Source organism: Bacillus sp. L381, from assembly GCF_030284525.1.
In the GTDB taxonomy this organism is placed as follows: Bacteria; Bacillota; Bacilli; order Bacillales; family Bacillaceae; genus Bacillus; species Bacillus amyloliquefaciens.
This window is the reverse complement of record NZ_CP127224.1, coordinates 782,404-806,657: the sequence shown is the minus strand read 5'-3', so window position 1 is coordinate 806,657 and position 24,254 is coordinate 782,404. Positions and strand designations below refer to the sequence as shown.

Below are 24,254 nucleotides of genomic sequence, written 5' to 3'. Positions count from 1 at the left end.
ACTGAAATCCGGGCCGGATGAGGAATTGTTTATGTCACTTCTGCTCCATCCCATCAAGATACTTTCTCTCAAAGTCATCGAGCAATGCACGCACTTCATCTGTTGACTTTGTGTTCATGCATTGATTTCTTAATTCACTTGCTCCTCGGAATCCGCGGAGATAAATCTTGAAAAAGCGAGGAAGAGGTTTGTATGGACGTGCTTCTAATTTTGAATATTTATCGTGAAGATCCAGATGCAGCCTTAAAAGATCAAGCAATTCCTTACTGCTATGCTCTCTCGGCTCTTTTTCAAAGGCGAATGGATTTGTAAAAATACCTCGTCCAATCATAATCCCGTCAACACCGTATTGTTCGGCAAGTTTTAAGCCGGTTTCCCGGTCAGGGATGTCCCCATTGATCGTCAAAAGGGTATCTGGCGCTATCTCATCACGAAGTTTTTTGATTTCCGGGATCAGCTCCCAATGGGCATCTACTTTACTCATTTCCGCTCTGGTACGCAGATGAATGGAAAGATTGGCAATATCCTGCTTCAATACGTGTGTCAGCCAGCCGCGCCATTCGTCTACATCCGTGTAGCCAAGTCTGGTCTTCACACTTACCGGCAGTCCTCCCGCTTTCGCTGCTTGTATTAATTCGGCTGCAACTTCTGGACGGCAAATCAGGCCGCTTCCCTTTCCGTTCCCCGCCACATTAGGTACGGGACAGCCCATATTGATATCCAGACCTTTAAACCCTAATTCCGCCATCCCAATGCTCATTTGGCGAAAGTTTTCAGGCTTGTCTCCCCATATGTGGGCAACCATCGGCTGTTCATCCTCCGTGAAAGTCAAACGGCCGCGCACACTATCCCTTCCATCAGGGTGACAATAGCTTTCTGAGTTTGTAAACTCAGTAAAAAACACATCAGGCCTGCCTGCTTCACTCACGACATGGCGAAAAACAACATCCGTCACATCTTCCATTGGTGCCAGCACAAAAAATGGCCGTGGCAATTCACGCCAGAAATTATCTATCATAATAAATTCATATCCTTTCATTAGAGAATACGGCTGCATCATGTATTCCAAAATTAAAAAACTGACCATGCTTTCCTTTTACACTTATAGCACGCGAAAGCATTTCTTATCAAACGATAGTAAATTTTGAACATTTCACTTTTTACACGTTAAAAAGTGAAAAAGCAAACTGAAGTAGAACAGCTCTGATAAACACCTTACTTGAGTTAACGTAATAGAGTGTCGCAGTCTTCACTCATAAGATTAATAAGAAAGTGTTCATTTTCTTTCATAATTAAATAAGGCATCAGAAGTTATTGCTTTAATTTCGAATATCCTTTGTTATACCTGTGATTATTTGTATAACAGTGAAAACCCCTAAGAAAACAGTGACAATATTAAACCATGGATTTTCATAGAATGAAAGATATTTTTGAAAGAAATCCAGTTCAACTATGTTTGCTGGGAAGCCATTCATTTCTCTATACTTAGGACCCCATCCCGTTAAATCTACAAAATTAAAATAAAGCTGTGAAACTAAAAATGCCAAAAACGTGTGAAACCAACTTCTTTTATAAAATGGTCGCTTTTTGTTTACTTTATCCATTTAATTATCCATCTCCTTTTCTGCAATACTGTTTAGCCAAGTATCAATCTAAAATCATTATATTATGAAGCATGATTGTGGCAATAAGTACTTATTAAGGATATAACCATTGCAGGTATTACTGTAATAGTTGTTATCGTTGGTCCCACTTGCGGTTCCATCTCGGCACTATTATTTAAATTGTTGTAATGCAACAGCCTACTTACTTTGGCATGATAGATACTTTACAGTTGAATCATGTTACAACTTTAGGAATTGATCTAAAAAATGAGGGTTTCCGCACGTTTTTTCAGCTCTTTTCGTCAGTTAAAATAAAGTTCTCCGAGAAAAGAAGGTAGATAAAATGGAGAAAAGACAGTCAGGGCAAGGGCTGCCTATGAAAAAGACCCGGAAATCGGCAATGTTCATTCTGCCGAAATCCAGATCTGACCAGGAAATGTTTATTTTAGTTAGACAATTTCAAAACAAGCTTCGCCACAGCTTCCACATGAGCCGTCTGCGGAAACATATCCACAGGCTGAATATATTCGACGCGATAGTCCTTCGACAGCGCCTGCAAGTCTTTCGCCAGTGTGGAAGGATTGCAGGATACGTAGATGAAGCGTTTCGGTTTTACTTTTTTGATGGTATCTAAAAATGTTCCGTCGCAGCCTGTTCTCGGCGGGTCGACGATGACCACGTCAGGGCGGAAGCCTTCTTTCGTCCATTTCGGGAGCCAGTGTTCAGCTGTTCCTGTGACATATGCCGCGTTTTTGATGCCGTGTTTTTTGGCGTTCTTCTTCGCATCGTCAATTGATTCTTTAATGACGTCCATGCCGCGGATCTCTTTCGCCCCGCTTGAGACCCACATGCCGATCGTACCGACGCCGCAATATGCGTCAACGACTTTTTCTTTTCCGGTCAGCTGCGCCGCTTTTTTCACTTCGTCATACAGCTTGACCGTCTGCTCAGGGTTGAGCTGGAAGAAAGCGCGTGCGCTCAATTCAAATGACACGTCACCGAGCACCTCTTGAATGGCATGGCTTCCGGCCAGCGCTTTTGTTTTGTCCCCGAAAATGACGGATGTGCGCGCGCCGTTGATGTTTTGAATAATCGATTTCACTTCCGGCAGACGGTTCTGAATGGCTTTGACGATCTCGTCTTTATTCGGAAGTGTCTCTTTCGCCGTGACAAGCACGACCTGCACTTCGCCTGTTTCAAAACCGACTCTCGTCACGATGGTGCGGACATCGCCTTTTTTGGTCCGTTCGTTATAAACAGATACGTTGTGTTTTTCCAAAATGCGGCGGACGATACCCGTTGTTTTGTTTGTTGCCGGATGCTGGACAATGCATTCCTTAATCGGAACAATTTTATGGGAATCAAGTCCGTATAAGCCGGCAATGATGCTGCCGCTTTGCGAGCGTCCGACTTGAAACTGGCTTTTGTTCCGGTAATTCCATGGGTTGTCCATTCCGATGGTTTCTTTAATGTTCATTTCTTCAACATTGAATCTCGTATGACGTTCCAGAGACTGAATGACGATATCGCGTTTTTCGCGGAGCTGCTGGGTGTAGGCCAGATGCTGAAGCTGGCAGCCGCCGCATTGGTCGTATACCGGACAAGGCGGCGTGACGCGGTGTTCAGACGGCTTGCGGATTTTTTTGACGCGTGCTTCTGAAAATTTCGGCTGAACATTTGTCGCTTCGGCAACGACTTCTTCGCCGGGCAGAGCGCCGGGAACGAAGACAACCTTTTTCTTAAAATAGCCGACGCCCTCTCCATTAATGCCGAGGCGTTTGATGGTCAGCGGAAATGTCTGTCCGACTTTCAATTCGGCAGGCGTCTTTTTTTGATGTTGATTCACGTTTTTTTCTCTCCGTTTCTATATAAAGCCTTCCTCATGGGAAAACGGCTGATTTGAAATATCACATCTTTTCAGTATAACATGCAGCCGGCGGTTCCTTCATGTTTTTCACCGGAAGTTTCCAAAAATACTCGGAAGCGATCAGATACTATTGGTAAGCCATCTTGTTTTTATTCAATACTTCTCCACAAATACAAGGACGCGTAGCTTAAATACGGGGCCCATTCCCTGCTTACTTGAAGCATCATGTCTTTTGACGGTTTATCCTCAAGGGCGAAGCGGCGTTTGACGGCGTTTTGCAGGCCGATATCTGCCAAAGGAAACAGATTCGGGCGGCCGAGGCCGAACATGAGGACGTTTTGGACGGTCCATGGCCCGATGCCTCTGATGGTGATCAGCTTTTTCATAATATCTTCATCCGATAAATGGGAAAGTTCTGCCAGATTGAGCGCTCCGTCTGCAATCATCCGTGAAAGGTCAATCGCATATTCCGCTTTTCTCATGCTGAACTGAAGCTCCCGCAAGTCCTGATACTCAAGCGCCGCAATCGTTTTCGGCTCGGGATAGCACCAGACGCCGTCTTTTTGTTCGCCGAAGGCATGGACGAACCGTTCCGTTAAGGTAAAAGCGAAAGACAGGTTGAGCTGCTGGTGGATGATGCATTTCATGAGACAGTTGTACACATCGTATTCCAGCACGAGCGGGGTTCCCGCATGCTCTTCAAAAAGCGCAGACAGATTTGTTTTTGAAAAATGATCAAGCACAGGCTGAAGCGGCTGCTCCCACTGAAAAATGTGTTTGATCCGTTCAATCATCTCCTCGCGGTCCGTTTCTCCGCTGACGAGGAAAACCGGATCTATGGCGGTGCCTTTCGCTTGAACCGTGATGACGGACAGTTTGCCGTCCCGTGTTCTGAGCGGAACTTTGATTGATCTTGCTGTAAGATCGACCGCATTCAGCGGATCGAGTGACAGCCTTTCAAGCACTTTATCAAAATGATACGGCGGCGTGACCGAAACCGTTTCCTCCCACATATGCTCCACCCCTTTTTGTCCAAGTATATCACGAAGCGTTCCGGCGGCAATTCGTATACTTTTCTTCATAACGCCGCATGATATAATGGCAGGCGGAGGGTTGTTTATGATACATATAACCGCAATCACAACACATAATGAGATATTAGATAATATCCCCCTATCACGTACAGAACAACCGGACATCGCATGGTACTGGATTGATTTTTTCGGAGCCGAGATGCATGAAACCGAGCTGCTGCGGGATTATTTCCATTTTCATCCGCTCGCGATTGAGGATTGCTTTCAGCACATGCAGCGGCCGAAAATCGACCATTATGACGGCTACCGTTTTTATGTGCTCCACGCCTTGAACCCGGACACACTGGAAATGGAAGAGGTGGACATTTTTCAGTCCGACCGTTTCATCGTCAGCTTCCATCTGCACGAATCGCCCGGCATCTCAAGGGTAAGAGAACGGTTTTTCGCTTCTCCGGGGTTAGCCAAAAAAGGGCCCGGACACATAACGTATATGATTATGGATCAGCTTGTCGATGAATATTTCCCTGTGCTGTACAAAATTGAAGACCGGCTGAATGAAATTGAAGACAGCAGAACACATAAATCTTACGGCACTTTAATGAATGAAGTGTTTGAATTGCGGACTGATCTTTTGAACCTGAGGCGGACGATCATCCCGATGCGTGATTTAATGTACCGGATTTTGAGTCTTGACCATGTAAAAGAAAGCCGTGAAACAAAAGCGTATTTCAGCGATATTTATGACCACCTGTTAAAACTGGCTGAGCTGATCGAGTCAAACCGTGATATGACGTCAGATCTGCGGGACAGCTATGTGACGCTGAATTCAAATCGGATGAACGCCATCATGATGACGTTAACCATCGTCTCGACCATTTTTATTCCGCTCACATTCATCGCGGGAGTTTACGGCATGAATTTCGATAACATGCCTGAGCTTCATTGGAAATACGGGTATTTTATTGTTTTGGGCGTAATGGCCGCTCTTGTGGCCGCCATGCTGTTTTGGTTCGCCCGCAAAGGCTGGTTTAATATTTTCAAGTAAGAACGGCTGCCGGCTGTTCTTTTTTTTGTGAAAACATGATATGTTGGAAAAAAACGTAAAGAGGTGTGCGCCGTTACCATTCTTTCTCACAAAACCGTTTCTTCCGCCCTTCTGCTTCTCAGTGTCATGTCCATTGCCCCGCTGTATAACGGCTGTACGATGTCTGATTACATCTTTGAGTCGCTCGGCTTTTCTTCTTGGTCTGAAGATGGAGCCCATATCTCCGTCATTCCCGGGGTCGTGCTATACTTTGCGGCATTAATCTGGTGTGCCGCTGCGTTCAGACGGGCGCTTCCCGCTTCGGGGCTGTTTCTGATCTTTCTCAGCATGGGGGTCTCTTCCAGCATCAGTCCTGTCACTGAATATGCCGCTTTTTCCTTAAAACAGTTCGCGCCTGAAAGAAAGGCTGTCGAATATCTGAAGCACCTCAGTGAATGCAGTCATCTGATTGAGCGCAAAAAAGCGAGCATGAGCTGCACGATTTATATCAATTATTATGGAAAAGGGGAACAAACCATATCTGTCACACCGGATCTATCTGAGAACGTAAAGGGCGTCACATTTAAATCAAAAACATTCACTGTAAAGCCCCGGTCGAAAACAATCATCAAGACGCGTTTTACCGGCTTTTATAAAGGGAAAGCCGCATCAGACAGCGGATGGTCTTCAGAACCTGACCTAAAAGTTGCAAGCCTGCACACAGCAGAATAAACGTTTTGCATGTATAATGATGGAAAACATTTCATTGGAGGGTCTGCTAATGAAGATCGCCATCGTCGGACTCGGCAATATGGGACGCCCCATCGCCGAAAATATAATGAAAGCCGGATACAGTCTGACTGTCTATAACCGGACGAAAGAAAAAGCGGCTGATCTGCTGGAGAAAGGGGCCGATTATGCCAAAACGCCCCGTCAGGCAGCTGAACATGCGGACATTGTGCTGTCAATGCTGTCGGATGATGAAGCCGTAACAGGCGTGACTTTCGGGGCTGACGGCATTATTGCCGGGTTATCTGAAAACGGCATTCATATTTCAATGAGCACCATCAGCACCGCGCTGTCAGAACAGCTTTCCGCTGCGCATTCGAGCAGAGGGCAGTCCTTTATTGCCGCTCCCGTCCTCGGCCGTCCCGATGCGGCTGAGAAGGCCGAGCTCCGCATCATCACAGCCGGTCCTCAGGAAGCGAAGAAAAAGGCCGAACCGCTGTTTAAAAGCCTGGGTCAGCAAGTATTTGACACCGGTGAAGAAACCAAAACAGCCAACGCGGCCAAAATCAGCATCAATTTCTTGCTCGTTTCTATGTTGGAGGCGTTATCTGAATCATTCTTAATGATGGAGAAGTACGGCTTGGAACAAAAACAATTTTTAGAAATCGCCAACGCGCTCTTTGGCTCTCCCGTCTATCAAAATTACGGAACCATTATGTCCGAGCAGAAATTCGAACCGGCCGGTTTCAAAATGTCTTTAGGCCTGAAAGATACCAATCTGGCGCTTGCCGCCGCAGAACAGGTTGCCGCAAAACTCCCTCTTGCCGAGCTGGCCAAGAGCCATTTTGAAAGCGGGATCGAACAAGGCTTCGGGGATCTGGATTGGGCCGCTTTGATTAAATGCCTGAAATAACAAAACACCTCTCCATTAGCAGGAGAGGTGTTTTTTACAAGCGCGGCAGCTTCATTTCTTTCTCAAACATAAGGTCATCAATGCTTTTAAATGTGTATCCTTCTTTTTTCAAATCGGTAATCGCATCGTCCAAAGCTTCTGAATTGTCCTTTGAAACGGTGTGGAGAAGGTAGATCGCGCCGGGATGCGCCTGCTTGATCATGTGATCGTAGGCGTATTTTTTCCCTTTCTGCTCCTTAACCTTCCAATCGACAAATGCGACGGACCAGAAAACGGTTTGATATCCGAGGCGCTTCGTTTCCTTCAGGACATATTCACTGAATACGCCGCGCGGCGGACGAAGATACAGGTTGTCCCGCTTTCCGGTGATGTTGTAAACAGCTTCCGTGACGGAATCGAGTTCGTCCTGAATCTGATCACCCGTTTTTGTCGTCAGATCAGGATGGTGAAAAGAATGATTGCCGATAATATGGCCTTCCTTTGACATCCGCTTAATCAAATCAGGCTGCTCTTTTACAAAATGGCCTGTGACAAAAAAAGTGCCCGTGACATGATGTTTCTTTAACACATCAAGCACCTTCGGGGTGTATCCATTTTCATATCCGTTATCAAACGTTAAATAAATGGTCTTTTCTTTCGTATTGCCTAAATAAAAGGCATCATATTTTTTGACCAGATTGTCCAGCTGCTTGCCGGCATCCGGCGGCTGATGATTGACGCTGCGTTTAAATCCCCAGTTTATCCGCTCATTCGGCACGGCCTCTGCGCTGTTTATGCCTCCCGCAAGTAAAACGGCCATGCAGCAAATTGAACAAAACCATTTCATGCCCAGCACTCCTTCTGCATTTTTCCTTATTTTGCAGTAGGCTCTCCCCTTTTATACAGCCGCATTATGGAAAGAGAAAAACCCCGGCAGATGCCGGGGTTTATTCCCAATCCTTTTTAAACCGTTCGTATTTTGCTTCCAGATCATCAAGCATGCCGATGAGCCGGTCTATATCTTCAACGTCCGTTGATTCAGGGTCTAACGAATCAATGACATTCATAAACATATCGAGTCTGTTCTTCAAGTAATCGAGCTGCTGATCTTTGCTGTTTACTGCATTCCCCATACTTCCACTCCATTCATTTTTTATAATGGTAGCGTATTTTTTGCCGTTTTTCAATGGTTCCGCTACTTGCGATCTTGGCAGATCAGGTCTAAAATTAACAGTTGGCAGACGTTAGTATGCCCATTTATAAAGGAGTTAGATAGTCATGACACAAAACACAGCACTGCGTCCGATCACACCGGAGTACGACCCTTGGGAAGCGTACATGGATGTGGACCAGTATGGAGATATGAAACTGACGAACGTTGAATTCACAACGACGACCTTGTGCAATATGAGATGCGAGCATTGCGCCGTCGGATACACGCTTCAGCCGAAAGACCCGAATGCGCTGCCGATCGACCTTTTATTAAAGCGGCTCGAAGAAATTCCTCTGTTACGCTCCATCAGCATTACGGGCGGCGAACCGATGCTTTCGCTGAAATCGGTAAAGGAATATGTCGTCCCGCTTTTGAAATATGCGCATGAACGCGGTGTGCGCACACAGATCAATTCAAACCTGACGCTTGATATCGGGCGCTATGAACGGATTATTCCTTATTTGGACGTCCTTCACATTTCCCACAACTGGGGAACGGTCGAGGACTTTGCCGACATCGGATTTGCGATGATGGAGAAGAAACCGACATTTGAACAGCGGGCGCGCTATTTTGACAAAATGATTGAAAACAGCCGCACGCTGGTTGAGGCAGGCGTCATGGTTTCGGCGGAGACGATGCTGAACAAGCGCACGCTGCCGCATATCGAACATATTCACTGGCAGATTACGGAAGAAATGAAATGCCAGCGGCACGAAGTCCATCCGATGTATCCGAGTGATTTCGCCAGCGCGCTTGAATCACTGAGCCTGAAAGATATGAGACAGGCCATTCATCATCTGCTCGACATTCGCGATGAAGAGACATGGATGCTGTTCGGCACGCTGCCGTTTTACGCATGCAGCCCTGATGAAGAAGACCAGAAGCTGCTCCGCCGCTTGCGGGAAGCGAAAAACGTTACGGTGCGAAATGACCCTGACGGCCGCTCACGCCTGAATGTCAACATTTTTGACGGAAATATCATTGTCACGGATTTCGGCGATACACCGCCGCTCGGCAATATTAAAACAGACAGCCTTCCTGAAGCGTATGACAAGTGGAGACAGACGAAGCTGAGCAAAGAGCTGAACTGCCGCTGCTCAAACGTCCGGTGCCTCGGCCCGAACGTTCTTGTCAAAAACAGTTATTATCAGGAGACAGATTTTTCATTACGCAAAGCCAGAGGTTAACAGAAGATGGAAATGACAATTACAGATATTTTGAAAAGCAAAGTGGTTGAGATCATCATCGTCGCTCTCGTGCTTTACGCCGGTGTTTTTCTGATCAACCGTTTTGTACAGGTGTTATTTAAACGCACTGATTTCCTGGAGGAACGGAAAGGAAAGACGATCGAGAGCCTCGTCCGGTCCATCACCCAGTATACGGCGACGATCGGTTTTATCTTTTACGTCATTTCATTATTTGTTCATGATTTCGGCCGAATTTTAGCCGGGGCGGGCGTTGCCGGTATCGTCATCGGTTTCGGAGCCCAGTCTTTAATCAAAGACATTTTGGCCGGGATATTTTTAATATACGAACGCCAGCTGCATAAAGGCGATTACGTGACGATTAATAATCTGTTCAACGGCACAGTCGAAGAAATCGGACTCCGTTCCTTGCAGATCCGTGAGTTCTCCGGCAAGCTGCTTACCATTTCAAATGGTGAGGTCAGACAGCTTCAGAACTATAACATTGATTTTATGCGGATTACCGAGTCTGTCGTGATCAGCTATAAGGAAGACCCCGAACGGGTATATGCCATCTTAGAAAAAGCCTGTGACATGCTCAATGACGAACTTCGCGATTCACTGAAACGGGATGAATTTCTCAATGCGGCGGAGCCGTTTCAAGTGCATGGAATCATGAGCCTGAACAAATTGACGAGAGGCATTGAATTTACCGTTAAAGGCATGGTTCAAGACACAGAATACTTCTCGGCAAGCCTTGCGGTGAGGCGCGTTCTTGCCCGGGAGCTGTACAACAACAATGTGCAATTGCTTGAGGAGATGTATCATACAGAAAAAAGCTGATTCCAAAACGGAATCAGCTTTTTCATTTATCTCGGCTGCGCTGTAATTTGAAAGCCGAATGTGACATGGTCCTGCACCGGAATCCAAGCGCCGATTCCTTGTGAGGTCACATTTTTGACGACAAGTTTCCGCTTGCTGCCTTTCAGCACCAAATACACTTCGCCGTATGTTACTTTTCCTTTTTCATTAACGGCCGGGGCATAGGCGTGTAAATAGCCGAGCCGCTGCGGAGAAATTTTATAGGTTTGATCGCGTTTTGTGCCTGCGCCGATGACTGTTTCAAATGCAAGCGGCAGTTTTGTTTTCTTCATCGCTTTTTGCATCATCATGCTTTTTACATCTTCTGCGTTCGGCACTTTTGCTGTGAGCCCGCCTTTGATTTTGTATTGCTGTTCTTGTGCGTATGAAATTTCCGCGGCTTGCTGCCCGCCCCGGTTATCCGCTCTGTTTGTGTTGATTTTTTTATATTCCCAGTTGGCGACCGTTTCGTTCGACTGATAACCGAGCGCCCATTTCCCGAGAAATATTTTCGCCCGGTATCCGATGGCGAGCGGCGAACCGGAAACCGTGGATTCATTCAGCATTTTAATCAGATGCGGATTTTCGATGTTGATCTCTGATGTATCTAACAATTCCTTTGCCAGTTTGCTTGGCTGAAGCATCGGCTGGTCCTGTGAAGCATTCGGATACGTATTTTCCTTTGAAATGCTTACGACAGAGTTGGGAACCTTAAACGGTTTCTTTGCACCGGCAGACGGCGTTGCGAAAATACTAAAGGATAACAGCAGAATCATTGTGGCATGAAACAGCTTTCTCATCATATCACTCTTTCTATAGCATTTTCCTTTAGTCTTTTCCTCCGCAATCGTTGTTATCCGCATTTTTTTACAGGTTAAAGCAGGAAAAATCCGATCGCCATAATGACATAAGCTGCAAGGAGCGTAGCCCCTTCAAACCAGTTCGAATCACCGTCATTTGAAATCATCGTCATCAAAAGGACGGATGATATCATCGCGACAAGCTCAGGCAATGTGAATACAAGCGGCATATTGACCGGGAAAAAGACGGAACAGATGACAAGCACCGGTGCCACAAACATGGCGATCTGCAAAGTCGATCCGACTGCGATTTCAACGGCGACATCCATTTTGTCTTTGTACGCCATAATGATGGCCGACGCATGTTCTGCGGCATTTCCGACGATTGCGACGATAATCACTCCGATAAACAGCTCGCTCCAGCCGAACTGTTCAGCCACCGCATGAAACGTATGGACGAGATTTTCAGATATGTAGGCGACGATAATGGTTGCGATAAATAAGACGGCTGTCGCTCGTTTCCCAGACCACTCAGGCTGCTCCTCTTCTTCCTTGGCCTCCGGCTGGTTCGGCTGATAAACACCGCGGTGAGTGACGAGCTTGAAATAAAGAGCCGCCACGTACAAAAGGATCATGATGATGCTGATGCCGACACTTAAATTAAGCTTGCTTTTTTCCCCCATATCCATGGAAAACACTTCGGGAATGACAAAAGCTACGATAATGGCAAATATCAGCAGGCCTGAATTATGCCGGGCATCATGAATATTGAATTCCTGCCGCTTGTATTTCAAACCGCCGATAAAAAACGACAAACCCGCGACGAGCAGAAGATTGCCGAGCACCGAACCGGTCAGTGACGCAAGCACGATGCCCGTCAGCCCTTCCTTTAAGGCAAAAAGCGATATAATCAGCTCTACCGCATTTCCGAACGTGGCATTCAGCAGGCCGCCGATCCGCGGACCCGCGATAATGGCAAGAGATTCAGTCGCTCTTCCCATATAACTTGCAAGCGCAATAATCGTCAAGCAATAAATAATAAACAAAACAGCTGACGGCCAGTGTATCAGGCTTCCGATAACTGAAAGCGGCACCCCCGCCGCAGCCGTAAAGAAAAAAATCCGATTCATATTCAGCGTGGCTCCTTTTTCGAATGAGTCTTTTTTATCCTTCTCAAAAACTCCCTCAATTACACTTCCGGAGAAACCTAAATTGGCATTTTCAGGTTGCCGGACGCGAAAAATCCGTGTACGATCAAAACAGATACTGAAGAAGGAGAAAATACGCGATGTCACGACTGTACTTCTTTATTTTGGTTCTGCTTGTTTCCATCTCCGGTTTTTCCCAAGGCATGCTGCTGCCGGTGATTTCCGTCATTTTTGAAACGAACGGAGAATCAGCCGCCATAAACGGCCTTCACGCAACCGGCCTGTATATCGGCGTGCTTCTTGCGTCGCCGTTTATGGAAGCGCCGCTGAGAAAGCTCGGATACAAACCCCTGATGGTAACAGGCGGATTTCTTGTCATCATCAGCTTATTCAGTTTTATTTGGCTTCAATCCATATGGATATGGTTTTTTCTGCGGCTGCTTATCGGAATCGGCGATCATATGCTGCATTTTTCAACCCAAACGTGGGTGACTTCAAAGTCAACGCCTCAAAACAGAGGAAGAAACATTTCGCTGTACGGGCTGTCCTTCGGGCTTGGATTCGCTGTCGGTCCGTTCATGGTTCCTCTTGTCAAAACAAGTCCGTCCCTTCCGTTTATCGTATCCGGCTGTATCAGTCTTGCCGCCTGGCTGTTTGTGTTTGTCTTACGTAATGAGTACCCGCCGCAAGGTCCGGATGAAACATCCGGGGACAACAGCGCAAAACGTTTTTACCGCGCCGTTCTTTTCGGCTGGGTCGCTTTTCTTCCGGCTTTCGGCTATGGCTTTTTAGAAACGGCGCTGAACGGAAGCTTCCCCGTGTACGCCCTGCGCTTAGGCATATCCGTTGATGCCGTCGCGCTGATATTGCCCGCTTTCGCCATCGGAAGTATTGTATTCCAGTTTCCGCTTGGTTTATTAAGCGATCGGTTTGGGAGAAAACGTGTCCTGCTCGTCATTTTACTGATGGGCGCCCTGTGTTTTATGACGGCCGGATTGTTTCCGTCGCCTGCCGTTATCGGCGGCTGCTTTTTCATGGCGGGGATGGCGGTCGGCAGTATGTTTTCCCTCGGTATCAGCTATATGAGCGACCTGCTGCCGTCCCATCTGCTTCCGGCGGGCAATCTGCTCTGCGGCATTTCCTTCAGCCTCGGCAGCATGATCGGGCCGGTGGCGGGCGGCTGGTATATGCAACGGTTTGAAAGCGCCAATTTGTTTTATTTTATTACGGTGATCCTGATCTGTATTTGGCTTGCGCTCGTCTTCGGAAAAACAAAGCACAGCCCTGCATCTGAATCCCATTCTTTTCCGGTCTCATAAAAGAAGCCGCCTGTTCCAGACCAGGCGGCTTCTTTCTAGTGGTATCCGTTCTGCCCGTTCGCGCTTCCGCTTGTTTTATTCTTCGGGCCGTTTTTTGAGTTTTGTTTATTATGGCTTCCGCCTTTTTTCGTATGCTTGGTCATAATCGGTTCCCCTCCGTTTTCAGCTTGAACGTCATCCGTTCCTCTATAGCTTGCTCCCGCGGTAGGGATTTTCATCAGGAAGCTTTTTACGTTTATGTAAAAGCGCGTTCATTTCTCCTCCTAAAATCAGCAGTGTTCCCGTCAGGTAAAACCAGATCATAAGGACGATAATTCCCCCGATGCTCCCGTATGTGGCGCTGTAGTTGGCAAAAGTGCCGACGTAAAATGAGAACAGCATACTGACGATAATCCAGCCGGCTGCCGCAAATACGGCTCCCGGCAGCACAAAGCGGAGGGAAAGCCTTTTATTCGGCGCAAAAATGTAAAGCGCCGTGAACACGATTAAAAGGATAAGCGGACTGATACCCCAGCGGACAACCGACCACACCTTCAAAAACAGGCCGGGGGCGCCGATAAAATCTGCAGCCAGCAGTCCGATTTCTCTGCCGAACACCGGCAGAAGCAGTGCGATTAAAATTGTAACCACCATCGCGATGGTTAAAAAAATTGAGGTCAGGCGAATGATAATAAATGAGCGGTTTTCTTCGACTTCGTAAGCATGGTTAAATGCTCTGACAATCGCATTCATACCGTTGGAAGCCGACCAGATGACGGCGATAATCCCGAATGACAAAAGCCCGCCGCTGCGTTTGTTCAGCGTTTGCTCCGTAATGGATTTCACCATGGACATGGCGCTGTCGGGCGCATATTGATCGACTGCGCCGAGCACGTCTTCTGCCGATATGGGAAGATAGGCGGTGAGCGTCAGTATGAAAATGATTAACGGAAACAATGACAGCAGAAAAAAATACGCAAGCTCCGCCGATTTACTTTGTCCTTCATGCAGAGAAAACCTTGCAAACAGCTCCTTCATAAAACTCATGACATCCCACCTCAATGATCGTTTTTCGAAAAATGCTCCTTCGTTTCTTTTAACAGCTCAATGACCTGCGGTGTTGTCTGCTTAAGCTTGGAGATCTGACTGTTTAAAAAACTCAGATCATCCGATACGGTATTGGCGATGTTTTTCACTTGATCCATTTTTGCAGAAGCCTCCTGTTTCAGGGCTTCAGGATTTTTCCGGTAAAATGCTGCACGCTGCCTGCACGCGTCCATATTCCGGAAACATGCCTCTCTTGTCGGCTTATGTAATAAGGACAGTGCTCCGCCGGCGGCAGCGCCGATCAGAATCGCTTTTGCCATGAAGCGTGTTTGTTTCATCGGTCAATCCCCCTTATAAATGATGGTCTTTCTTAATTGTGTCCAGCAAATGACGGCACCCCGACTCGATCAACGCGTACACCTCGCTGAAATTCCCGGTATAGTACGGATCGGGCACGTCCGCAAGATCGGACTCCGGTACATAATCAAGCAGCCTTGCGATACGCGGCGCCGCTTTTTTATAACCGGCCATGCTGCGCAGATGTCCGATATTTTCAGCATCCATCGCAATGACGTAATCGAAATCGGTCAGATCAGACTCACGGACCTGCCTTGCCGTGATGCCGCTTGTGCTGATCCCTTTCTCCTTTAGAATCTCCTCTGTCCCTTCATGCGGCGGATTTCCCGCATGCCAGGCGCCGATTCCCGCTGAATCAATGTTAATCTGATCTTCCAGCCCGTTTTTCTTTACCATATCAGAAAATACCGCCTCTGCCATAGGCGACCGGCAAATATTTCCCAGACAGACAAACAGAACATGTATCACATCGATAACCTCCCTATTCTTTCCCCATATTTTGAGGATCAAAAACCTTATCATCATCTTAGCAACTTTTCTGCGGCTGTGGAAATATGCTTTTATTCTAAATGAATTCTGTTAGAATAAAGGATACGAAAACGGTCATGAAAGGATGCATGAATTTGCCGAGCCAACAAACAGAAACGTTAAACAAAATGATTGAAGACATTTCGCAGAAGCTCAATATGCTCAATGTCGGCGTCATCAAAGCGGAAGATTTCAGTGATGAAAAAATAGAAGATCTTACATACCTTCATCAAATGGTCATGAAAAAGGAATCATTCAGCCCGAGTGAAATGCAGGCCATTGCCCAGGAGCTCGCCTCTCTCAGAAAATAAACACATGTCAGACCTGCCGAAAAACGGCGGGTCTTTTTGAATTAAAAAAGCGGATGGTGCTGGTATCGGTCATCAGCTCCTTTGTCATCGGTCTTTTAACTGCGGGTATTCTGCAATTGGCGATGACGGTTATGGCTGTTTTATTTCCTAAAAATAAAGGTACCATCACATCTTTTGTTAATATAGCATCAAGCTTATCTTTTATTGTCATTCCGCTTGTAACGGGAGCGATATCCAAAGCGGCCGGCCGGACCCCTGTTTTTCTGCTAGATATCGGAATTGCGGCCGTCAGCGTACTTCTCGCATTGTTTATCGGAATCCGCTTTAAGCAAGTGATGAAAGCCTGACTATTTTTTAAGGGAGAGGATTTATCATGCATACTATTACAATCAAAAACACGGTTATCGGCGAAGGACTTCCGAAGATCATTGTGCCGCTGAGGGCATCCGGAGAGAAAGCGCTGCTTGAAGAAATGGAAGCCGTTAATAAGCTTCACCCGGATATCATTGAGTGGCGGGCGGATGTTTATGAGCATGTTGACAGCCTGGACGCAGTAAAAGACATGCTTGAAAAGCTGCGGAAAGCCGCAGGCGAAACACCGCTGCTTTTCACGTTCAGAAGCCATAAAGAAGGCGGAAATAAAGTCATTGACGGCCGGTTTTACATTGAATTGCTCAAAACCGCAATCGAAACAAAACACATTGATCTTATAGACGTTGAATTGTTTACAGGAGATGCCGAGGTCAAATCAATTGTGAAAACCGCTGAAGATAACAGCGTATATGTCATCATGTCCAATCATGATTTTCATCAGACACCGCAAAAAGAGGAAATCATTTCCCGGCTGCGCAAAATGCAGGCGTACGGCGCGCATATTCCGAAAATCGCAGTGATGCCGCAAAGCACTGAAGATGTTTTCGTCTTATTGGATGCCACACACACGATGAAAACACAATACGCAGACCGGCCGATCATCACGATGTCCATGGCAGGCACAGGCCTGATCAGCCGTCTGGCCGGCGAAGTCTTCGGCTCGGCATGCACGTTCGGCGCGGGCAAAGAAGCATCAGCGCCCGGACAGATTCCCGTTGATGAATTGCGCAGTGTACTCAGCATTTTAAATAAAAATATGTAATCAGCGTTTTTCTTCCCCGAGCGGGATGAAAAAAGATGAATGGACTGACGGAGGAATACATCATGAAGAAAGATTTAGGACGGATTAACGGAAAAACTCAGCTTATCGGATTACTCGCGACACCGATCGGACACTCTTTATCTCCGGCGATGCACAACCTGGCGTTTAAAAAATTAGGGCTGAACTACGCTTACCTCGCGTTTGAAGTCGGCAATGAACAGCTTGAAGACGTGGTAACGGGAATGCGCGCCTTAAACGTCAGAGGCTTCAATGTCTCAATGCCGAACAAGATGAAAATTCTCCCTTACCTCGATGAACTCGCGGATTCAGCGAAATTCACCGGTGCGGTTAATACAGTCGTTAATGAAAACGGCACATTGATCGGACACTCCACTGACGGTATGGGATACGTCCGCAACTTAAAAGAACACGGCATCGATATCACAGGCAAAAAAATGACGCTTGTCGGTTCCGGCGGGGCTGCCACTCCGATTGCGATTCAATCCGCATTGGAAGGCCTCGGCGAAATCTCAATTTTCGCCCGCAATGACGCGTTTTTCGAAAAAGCGGAAGAAAATGTCCGTATCATCAATGAAGAAATGAAATGCTCTTCTTGTAAAGCGAATATCTTCCCGCTCGAAGATCAAGATGCGCTGCGTGCTGAAATCGCCACAAGCGATATTTTCACAAACGGAACGGGTGTCGGTATGAAACCGCTTGAAGGCTTGAGCGTCATTAAAGACACATCCATGCTCCGTCCGGATTTGATTGTGACAGACGTCGTTTACAACCCCGTTACGTCGAAATTGCTCGAACAGGCACAAGCGGCCGGCTGCAAAACCATTAACGGCCTCGGCATGATGCTTTGGCAGGGCGCCATGGCGTTTGAATATTGGACAGGCCGTGAAATGCCGGTTCAATATATTAAAGAGCAAATGTTTGAATAACTGCTATGACAAAAGCGCCGAAGGACAATCCGTCTTCCGGCGCTTTATCATTTTCTCCCCTCTCCCTTTCTTCTCATGCGCCAAAACGCTTATAATGGTTGTAACAATAAAAACCAAGTGAGGAATGCACGTATGAAACAGCAAAAAAAACGCCGGGTGACATTGCAGCAGGTCGCTGAGCATGCCGGTGTCTCAACATCGACCGCCTCATTAATCGTCCGCAATAATCCGCGAATTTCCGAAGCGACCCGTGAAAAAGTGCTGCAATCCATGCGGGAGCTGGGGTACGTGTATGATCGGGTCGCCGCGAATTTACGATCACAGACGTCTACAACGGTAGGATTGATTATTACTGACATTTCCAATACGTTTTTCTCAGAGTTTCTGATCGGCGTTCAGAATACGCTCGAGGAAGTCGGATTAACGGTGCTGTTGGGCACGACATTTGACTCCGTCGCGAAGCAGGAGCAGCTGATCTCGACCATGCTGGAACACAGGGTCGGCGGATTGATTTTATGTCCGGTTTCAGGTGCGGCCGCGGAAACCCTTTCCCGCCTTGAGCAGCTTGACATTCCGGTCGTGCTCGCCGTCAGGGAAATCGCCGATGCGGACTGTGATTTTGTCGGAGCCGATTATGAAGATGGCACCTATAAGGCAGTGCGCCATCTCATTGAAAAAGGCCATCAGGAGATTGCGTTTCTGGGCGGCGTGAAGCACTCATCTACATGGACGAAACGGATGAAAGGTTTTAAAAAAGCGCACTGTGAGGCCGATCTTGAAGTGAAAAATGAATTTGTCATTGACAGCGCACCGACCCGCGAGGCAGGCTATGAAGCAGTAATGGAGCTGCTCCGCCGGCCTGAGCGCCCGACCGCGATTTTCTGCTTCAGTGATTTGGTCGCGTTCGGGGTCATGCAAGGGATCAGAAAAGCCGGGCTCATCCCGGGCGAAGATATTGATATTGTCGGCTTTGATAACGTGCCGGAAGCTGAAATTTCTTATCCCCCGCTCACAACCGTTTCTTCCTTTCCGCGGCAGTCGGGAAAAGAAGCGGCTCAATTGCTGCATGATAAAATCGCCAGTTCCCAGCACAAAAAACAGCGCATTATTCTTGCGCCTGAGCTGGTCATTCGGGAATCTTCATTAAAAAAGCGGAACGCCTGATAGGCGCTCCGCTTTATATTACGCAAGCAGTTTTAATGATTCGCGGTTGAATGCCGGAATGTCATCCGGAGTGCGGCTTGTGACCAGCTGGTTCTGGCAGACGACGACTTCTTCATCCACTACATTTGCGCCTGCGTTTTCCATGTCAATACGGATCGATGTAAACCCTGTCGCTTTGCGCCCGTCCAATGCTTTCGCGTTGATGAGAAGCTGAGGGCCGTGGCAAATGGCGAAAACAGGTTTTTTATCATCCATAAACGCTTTGGCAAATTGGACGAAACGGTCATCCGCGCGCAGCATGTCAGGTGAGAATCCGCCCGGAATCAGCAATGCATCAAAGTCTTTCGGATTCACATCATCGATGGACGCATCCACTTTCACTTCCGCTTCCCCTTGTTTGCCTTTTACTGTTTTTCCTTTTTCCTGTTCAATCACTGTTAATTCATGACCTGCATCTTTAAAAGCTTTCGCAGGTTCAGTATACTCGACATCCTCGAAATAATCCGTTAATACAACTGCAATTTTTTTACCCATAGTTACTACCTCCTGCTTGATGAAGTCTACATAAATCCATGTACCCCAGCCAGACTAATATCAAACATAGGAGACACGTTTGCCGCCCATCCGTATTACATAGGTCATTATCCTCATTTTTCATCTTTTTACAAGAATCATCATGAAATCTATATAAACTTTCACAAAATATTCTTACAATGGTACTGCATGACAAAATTTGTTGAAAGGTGGAGAACAGGTGAGAATACAGAAAAGACGATGCAGCGTCAATATGACACTCCGTATTCTGCTGCCCCTAGTTATGATACTTAGTCTAATCCTCCCAACATCACCCATTAAAGCAGAAGAAAACAAATCCTCCAGTGTGAATCTCAGCATTTTAGCGACAACTGACGTTCACGCTAACATGATGGACTACGATTACTACAGCGACAAACCGACAACGGAATTTGGGCTCGCCCGAACGGCTCAGCTTATTGAGAAGCACAGGCGCGAAAACCCGAATACGCTGCTGGTCGATAACGGAGACCTGATCCAGGGGAATCCTCTCGGTGAATACGCCGTAAAATATGCGAAAAATGATATTATCTCAGGTGCAAAGACCCATCCGATCATTCAAGTAATGAATAGTCTGCACTATGATGCAGGAACGCTGGGCAATCATGAATTTAATTACGGGCTTGAATTTCTGGACGGGACGATCAAAGGCGCTGAATATCCGATCGTCAATGCCAATGTAAAAACATTAAGCGGCGAAAACCGCTATACGCCTTATGCCATAAAAGACAAAACCGTTACGGATGAAAACGGCGGAAAGCATCAGATAAAAGTCGGCTACATCGGCTTTGTTCCTCCCCAAATCATGACGTGGGATAAGAAAAATCTTGAGGGCCGCATTCAGGTCGAGGACATTGTGGAATCCGCAAAGAAAACCATTCCGAAGATGAAAGCTGAAGGAGCCGATATTGTCATCGCCCTCGCCCACAGCGGCATCGAAAAGAAAGCGCAGTCTTCCGGCGCGGAAAATGCCGTTTTTGATCTGGCAACGAAAGTCAGCGGAATTGACGCAATCGTATCCGGCCATCAGCACGGGCTGTTCCCTGATGCCGAATACAAAGGCGCTGATCAATTCGACGTCGATAAAGGCACGATTAACGGCATCCCCGTTGTCATGTCCAGCAGCTGGGGTAAATATGCGGGCGTCATCGACCTCCGGCTCCAGAAAACAGACGGCGCGTGGCATGTGGAAGATGCAAAAGGCAGCATCGAGCCGATTGCCGGCAATGTGACTTCGGAAAACGAAACCGTCGTCAATACCGTCAAAAAAGCGCATGAAGGCACGCTCCAATATATCAGAGAACCTGTCGGCCAGACAAAAGCCGATATCAACAGTTTCTTCGCCCAAGTCAAAGATGATCCGTCCATTCAAATCGTAACGGATGCGCAAAAATGGTACGCCGAAAATAAGATGAAGGATACGAAATATAAAGATCTGCCTATCCTCTCTGCGGGCGCCCCGTTTAAAGCCGGCGGGCGGAACGGTTCAAACTACTATACAAACATTTCCGCAGGCGACCTCGCCATCAAAAATATCGGCGATTTATACTTGTATGACAACACGGTTCAGATCGTCAAGCTGAACGGAAGCGAAGTGAAAGATTGGCTCGAAATGTCCGCGGGGCAGTTTAATCAGATCGACCAGGCAAAAGGCGGCAGCCAGGCCCTCTTAAATGAGGCCTACCGCTCCTACAATTTCGATGTCATTGATGGCGTCACCTATCAGGTCGATGTCACAAAACCGGCGAAATACAATGAAAACGGAACAGTCATTCATCCCGACGCAAGCCGGATCGTCAACCTTTCTTATCAAGGGAAGCCCGTCAGCGCCAAGCAGGAATTTCTGATCGTCACAAATAATTACCGCGCTTCAGGAGGCGGAGGGTTCCCTCACTTAAGCAATGATAAAATCGTATATTCATCAGCCGATGAAAACAGACAGGTCTTAATGGACTACATCATCCAGCAGAAAACGATTAATCCGCAGGCTGATCATAACTGGTCCATCCTTCCGGTCAAAGGGACGAACCTGACATTTGAATCCTCCTTGGCCGCAAAGCCGTTTGCCGACCGCGCAGATGACGTTGCCTATATCGGAGAATCAAAAAACGCGGGCTACGGTCAGTACAAGCTCCAGTTCAAGGATGATGAACCGGGCACAGATCCGCCGAAAGATGATCCGTGGAAGCTCACCGTTATGCATACAAACGACACGCACGCCCACCTTGATAACGCGGCGAGGCGGATGACGAAAATTAAAGAAATCAGGAGCGAAACCGACCGCAGCATTTTGCTTGATGCAGGAGACGTCTTCTCAGGCGATCTCTATTTCACAAAGTGGCAGGGACTGGCAGATTTAAAATTGATGAACAGCATGGGCTACGACGCAATGACCTTCGGAAACCATGAGTTTGATAAAGGACCTGGTGCTCTCGCCAGCTTCTTGAGCGGTAACGGAAGCGCGGCTGATCCGTCCGGAAAATATAATTTCCAAGCGCCTGATTTTCCGCTCGTCAGCGCGAATGTTGATGTGTCCAAAGAATCAAAGCTGAGTCCATTCATCAAAAAAGCAGACACATTTACGGCAGGGAAAAAGAAAAAAGCAGGCATCTATCCATACATTCTGCTTGATGTAAACGGAGAAAAAGTCGCCGTATTCGGGTTAACGACAGAAGATACGTCCGTCACGTCAAGCCCGGGAAAAAGTATAGTCTTTAATGATGCCTTCCAATCCGCGCAAGATACGGTAAAAGAGATACAGAACAAAGAACATGTCAATAAAATTATCGCTCTTACCCATATCGGGCATCAGCGTGATCTCGATCTTGCCAAAAAAGTAAAAGGCATCGACTTAGTCGTCGGCGGGCATACGCATACGCTTGTAGATAAGATGGAGATTGTCAAAAACGAAGAGCCGACTATCGTCGCACAAGCAAAAGAATACGGTGAGTACCTAGGCCGGGTTGATGTTGCATTTGACAAAAACGGCGTCGTCCTGCCGAAACAATCCTCTCTTCAGGCGCTGCCTGTGAACGAGCAGACGAAAGAAGACCCGGATCTGAAAAAAGAGCTTGATCCGTTTAAAAAAGAGCTCATCTCAGTCAAAAATGAAAAAGTCGGCTCAACGAAAGTCGCGCTTGACGGCCAGCGTGAGCATGTCCGCTCCAAAGAAACGAATCTCGGGAACTTCATCGCAGACGGCATGCTTCAAAAAGCGAAGGAAGCGGCCGGCGCCCAACTCGCGATCACAAACGGGGGCGGCATCCGCGCAGGCATCGATAAAGGAGACATCACACTCGGTGATGTACTGAATGTGATGCCGTTTGGCAACACGCTTTACGTCGCAGATTTAACCGGAAAACAGATCAAACAAGCTCTGGAACAAGGGCTAAGCGGAATTGAGGCTCAAGGCGGCGCCTTCCCTCAAGTTGCCGGTTTGACATACACGTTTACACTGAATGAAAAACCGGGACACCGCGTTCTTCAAGCTGCGGCCGTGCAGGATGACGGCAGCTTAAAGCCGATTTCTGATAAGGAAACATACAGAGTCGCCACAAGTAACTTTGTCGGCGAAGGCGGAGACGGATATTCCGTCTTTAACGAAGCAGCACATAAAGAAGACCTTGGCTTTGTCGACTATGAGGTCTTCATAGAGCAGCTTGAAAAAGCAGGAAAAGCGGTTGAACCGAAAGTTGACGGCCGCGCACAAGAAGTGTACCTGCCGACGAAACAAAAAAACGGCTCATGGACGCTTGAAGATGACAGCGCATTTGCCGTCTATGCCAAAAACGCCAACACTCCGATCGTTTATTACGACAAGAATGACGGCGCCAAAAAGCCGATTGACCTCAGCGTGACCAAAAAACAGATCGGACTGTTAAAGGACAGAACAACTGATTCTTCCCTTACGCTCCTGCATGACAAGTTCAGCATGAAAATGCCGATGGCAAACGCAGCCGCAGCTGATACAAGGTTCGGCGTATCGCCGAAAGGAAAAGTAAGCGGCTCGCTTTCAAATGTATACGATTTTACAATGAAGCAGAAAAACAAAGAAGTAAAAACATTCAAAGCGCCGGTAAAGCTCACCCTGCGCATTGAGAATACGAAAAAAGCGAAACAGCCGGGCATTTATCATGTAGACCGGAAAAAGAACGTCTTTACAAAAACAGACAACGGTTCGGTTTCACACGATCTCGTCACGGGCTATACAAATCATTTCAGTGAATACACCATATTAAATGCAAACACGAAGAGCGCGCCGCCGACAAACGGAGATCACGGCTCCGGAAAGCAGCCAAACGGACAAAATCCATCACCCGGCCCTGCGCAGGACGGAGTATCGCCGGGCGGCCTGCTTCCTGATACGGCCACAACTATGTATACCATCCTCCTTGCAGGGTTTCTCATCAGCGCGCTCGGAACAGCACTGTATCTGTATCAAAGAAGAAAAGCAAAAAAAGTGAACGAAGCATAAAAAAACCGCTTTTATCGGGCGGTTTCGCCCAAAAGCTCCCCTGATCTGTTATCAGGGGAGCTTT

24 protein-coding genes and 1 pseudogene are annotated in these 24,254 nt (G+C 47.2%); 12 read left to right on the top strand and 13 right to left on the bottom strand.

The window, feature by feature from the left end; translation table 11 throughout:
* Nucleotides 1-34: 34 nt before the first annotated feature.
* From QRX25_RS03920 to QRX25_RS03905, 4 genes are all read right to left on the bottom strand, one after another.
* Nucleotides 35-1,018 carry a tRNA dihydrouridine synthase gene (locus tag QRX25_RS03920; RefSeq protein ID WP_065982851.1) on the bottom strand — a complete coding sequence of 328 codons (984 nt, stop codon included), beginning with the start codon at nucleotides 1,016-1,018 and terminating at the stop codon, nucleotides 35-37.
* Between the two features lie 301 nt (nucleotides 1,019-1,319).
* On the bottom strand, nucleotides 1,320-1,604 hold the full coding sequence (locus QRX25_RS03915) for a YfzA family protein (protein WP_065980955.1): 285 nt from the start codon (nucleotides 1,602-1,604) through the stop codon (nucleotides 1,320-1,322).
* Between the two features lie 445 nt (nucleotides 1,605-2,049).
* Entirely contained in the window at nucleotides 2,050-3,450 is a 1,401-nt protein-coding gene (gene rlmD, locus QRX25_RS03910) for a 23S rRNA (uracil(1939)-C(5))-methyltransferase RlmD (protein ID WP_212100666.1), read from the bottom strand.
* A gap of 170 nt (nucleotides 3,451-3,620) precedes the next feature.
* A complete protein-coding gene (locus QRX25_RS03905) occupies nucleotides 3,621-4,484 on the bottom strand; it encodes a DNA-3-methyladenine glycosylase family protein (protein WP_212101644.1) in 864 nt (287 codons plus the stop codon).
* Between the two features lie 106 nt (nucleotides 4,485-4,590).
* Between QRX25_RS03905 and corA the strand changes: the two genes are divergently transcribed.
* From corA to QRX25_RS03890, 3 genes are all read left to right on the top strand, one after another.
* Complete coding sequence (corA, locus tag QRX25_RS03900) at nucleotides 4,591-5,550, top strand: magnesium/cobalt transporter CorA (RefSeq protein ID WP_013351400.1); 960 nt, start codon at nucleotides 4,591-4,593, stop codon at nucleotides 5,548-5,550.
* Nucleotides 5,551-5,613: 63 nt separating this feature from the next.
* The gene (locus QRX25_RS03895) at nucleotides 5,614-6,261 is read left to right on the top strand and encodes a hypothetical protein (protein ID WP_212100664.1); all 648 of its coding nucleotides are present in this window, start codon (nucleotides 5,614-5,616) and stop codon (nucleotides 6,259-6,261) included.
* 49 nt (nucleotides 6,262-6,310) lie between these two features.
* Nucleotides 6,311-7,171: an NAD(P)-dependent oxidoreductase gene (locus QRX25_RS03890; RefSeq protein ID WP_212100662.1), complete on the top strand. Its 861-nt coding sequence runs from the start codon at nucleotides 6,311-6,313 to the stop codon at nucleotides 7,169-7,171.
* A 34-nt stretch (nucleotides 7,172-7,205) separates the two neighbouring features.
* On the opposite strand, the gene pdaA is transcribed toward QRX25_RS03890, so the two are convergent.
* The gene (pdaA, locus tag QRX25_RS03885) at nucleotides 7,206-7,997 is read right to left on the bottom strand and encodes a delta-lactam-biosynthetic de-N-acetylase (protein ID WP_013351396.1); all 792 of its coding nucleotides are present in this window, start codon (nucleotides 7,995-7,997) and stop codon (nucleotides 7,206-7,208) included.
* Between the two features lie 100 nt (nucleotides 7,998-8,097).
* On the bottom strand, nucleotides 8,098-8,283 hold the full coding sequence (locus tag QRX25_RS03880) for an SE1561 family protein (RefSeq protein WP_003155558.1): 186 nt from the start codon (nucleotides 8,281-8,283) through the stop codon (nucleotides 8,098-8,100).
* 145 nt (nucleotides 8,284-8,428) lie between these two features.
* Between QRX25_RS03880 and yfkAB the strand changes: the two genes are divergently transcribed.
* Both yfkAB and QRX25_RS03870 read left to right on the top strand, forming a co-directional pair.
* The gene (yfkAB, locus tag QRX25_RS03875) at nucleotides 8,429-9,550 is read left to right on the top strand and encodes a radical SAM/CxCxxxxC motif protein YfkAB (RefSeq protein WP_212100659.1); all 1,122 of its coding nucleotides are present in this window, start codon (nucleotides 8,429-8,431) and stop codon (nucleotides 9,548-9,550) included.
* 6 nt (nucleotides 9,551-9,556) lie between these two features.
* Nucleotides 9,557-10,390, top strand: a complete 834-nt coding sequence (locus QRX25_RS03870) for a mechanosensitive ion channel family protein (RefSeq protein WP_212100656.1) — start codon at nucleotides 9,557-9,559, stop codon at nucleotides 10,388-10,390.
* Nucleotides 10,391-10,416: 26 nt separating this feature from the next.
* Here QRX25_RS03870 and QRX25_RS03865 read toward each other — a convergent pair whose 3' ends face one another.
* Together QRX25_RS03865 and cax are read right to left on the bottom strand one after the other, a co-directional pair.
* Nucleotides 10,417-11,211 carry a YfkD famly protein gene (locus QRX25_RS03865; RefSeq protein WP_115998044.1) on the bottom strand — a complete coding sequence of 265 codons (795 nt, stop codon included), beginning with the start codon at nucleotides 11,209-11,211 and terminating at the stop codon, nucleotides 10,417-10,419.
* A 71-nt stretch (nucleotides 11,212-11,282) separates the two neighbouring features.
* Nucleotides 11,283-12,338, bottom strand: coding sequence for a calcium/proton exchanger (gene cax, locus QRX25_RS03860; RefSeq protein ID WP_065980947.1), 1,056 nt, complete (start codon nucleotides 12,336-12,338; stop codon nucleotides 11,283-11,285).
* Between the two features lie 158 nt (nucleotides 12,339-12,496).
* On the opposite strand from cax, the gene QRX25_RS03855 reads away from it, so the two are divergent.
* Nucleotides 12,497-13,675, top strand: coding sequence for an MFS transporter (locus QRX25_RS03855; RefSeq protein ID WP_013351390.1), 1,179 nt, complete (start codon nucleotides 12,497-12,499; stop codon nucleotides 13,673-13,675).
* 35 nt (nucleotides 13,676-13,710) lie between these two features.
* On the opposite strand, the gene QRX25_RS03850 is transcribed toward QRX25_RS03855, so the two are convergent.
* The 4 genes from QRX25_RS03850 to QRX25_RS03835 are packed head-to-tail and all read right to left on the bottom strand — an operon-like array spanning nucleotide 13,711 to nucleotide 15,526.
* Nucleotides 13,711-13,893: a hypothetical protein gene (locus QRX25_RS03850; RefSeq protein ID WP_142746853.1), complete on the bottom strand. Its 183-nt coding sequence runs from the start codon at nucleotides 13,891-13,893 to the stop codon at nucleotides 13,711-13,713.
* A complete protein-coding gene (locus QRX25_RS03845) occupies nucleotides 13,862-14,701 on the bottom strand; it encodes a YihY family inner membrane protein (protein ID WP_212100653.1) in 840 nt (279 codons plus the stop codon). The genes QRX25_RS03850 and QRX25_RS03845 overlap by 32 nt, the downstream gene beginning before the upstream one ends.
* Before the next feature lie 11 nt (nucleotides 14,702-14,712).
* Entirely contained in the window at nucleotides 14,713-15,039 is a 327-nt protein-coding gene (locus tag QRX25_RS03840) for a hypothetical protein (RefSeq protein ID WP_013351388.1), read from the bottom strand.
* A gap of 13 nt (nucleotides 15,040-15,052) precedes the next feature.
* Nucleotides 15,053-15,526: a low molecular weight protein-tyrosine-phosphatase gene (locus tag QRX25_RS03835; RefSeq protein ID WP_065980943.1), complete on the bottom strand. Its 474-nt coding sequence runs from the start codon at nucleotides 15,524-15,526 to the stop codon at nucleotides 15,053-15,055.
* A gap of 155 nt (nucleotides 15,527-15,681) precedes the next feature.
* On the opposite strand from QRX25_RS03835, the gene QRX25_RS03830 reads away from it, so the two are divergent.
* The 5 genes and pseudogenes from QRX25_RS03830 to QRX25_RS03810 all read left to right on the top strand — a co-directional run bounded on the left by QRX25_RS03830 (nucleotide 15,682) and on the right by QRX25_RS03810 (nucleotide 19,143).
* The gene (locus QRX25_RS03830; RefSeq protein ID WP_013351386.1) at nucleotides 15,682-15,897 is read left to right on the top strand and encodes a DUF1128 domain-containing protein; all 216 of its coding nucleotides are present in this window, start codon (nucleotides 15,682-15,684) and stop codon (nucleotides 15,895-15,897) included.
* Nucleotides 15,898-15,959: 62 nt separating this feature from the next.
* Nucleotides 15,960-16,244, top strand: a pseudogene (locus tag QRX25_RS03825) (MFS transporter); the annotation flags it as partial.
* 26 nt (nucleotides 16,245-16,270) lie between these two features.
* The gene (gene aroD, locus QRX25_RS03820; RefSeq protein WP_212100650.1) at nucleotides 16,271-17,032 is read left to right on the top strand and encodes a type I 3-dehydroquinate dehydratase; all 762 of its coding nucleotides are present in this window, start codon (nucleotides 16,271-16,273) and stop codon (nucleotides 17,030-17,032) included.
* Between the two features lie 62 nt (nucleotides 17,033-17,094).
* Nucleotides 17,095-17,979, top strand: coding sequence for a shikimate dehydrogenase (locus QRX25_RS03815; protein WP_065980940.1), 885 nt, complete (start codon nucleotides 17,095-17,097; stop codon nucleotides 17,977-17,979).
* 132 nt (nucleotides 17,980-18,111) lie between these two features.
* Nucleotides 18,112-19,143 carry a LacI family DNA-binding transcriptional regulator gene (locus QRX25_RS03810; protein WP_065980939.1) on the top strand — a complete coding sequence of 344 codons (1,032 nt, stop codon included), beginning with the start codon at nucleotides 18,112-18,114 and terminating at the stop codon, nucleotides 19,141-19,143.
* Between the two features lie 18 nt (nucleotides 19,144-19,161).
* Here QRX25_RS03810 and QRX25_RS03805 read toward each other — a convergent pair whose 3' ends face one another.
* A complete protein-coding gene (locus QRX25_RS03805; protein WP_003155578.1) occupies nucleotides 19,162-19,677 on the bottom strand; it encodes a type 1 glutamine amidotransferase domain-containing protein in 516 nt (171 codons plus the stop codon).
* A gap of 220 nt (nucleotides 19,678-19,897) precedes the next feature.
* On the opposite strand from QRX25_RS03805, the gene QRX25_RS03800 reads away from it, so the two are divergent.
* Nucleotides 19,898-24,190 carry a multifunctional 2',3'-cyclic-nucleotide 2'-phosphodiesterase/3'-nucleotidase/5'-nucleotidase gene (locus tag QRX25_RS03800; RefSeq protein WP_212100647.1) on the top strand — a complete coding sequence of 1,431 codons (4,293 nt, stop codon included), beginning with the start codon at nucleotides 19,898-19,900 and terminating at the stop codon, nucleotides 24,188-24,190.
* The last annotated feature ends 64 nt before the right edge of the window (nucleotides 24,191-24,254 follow it).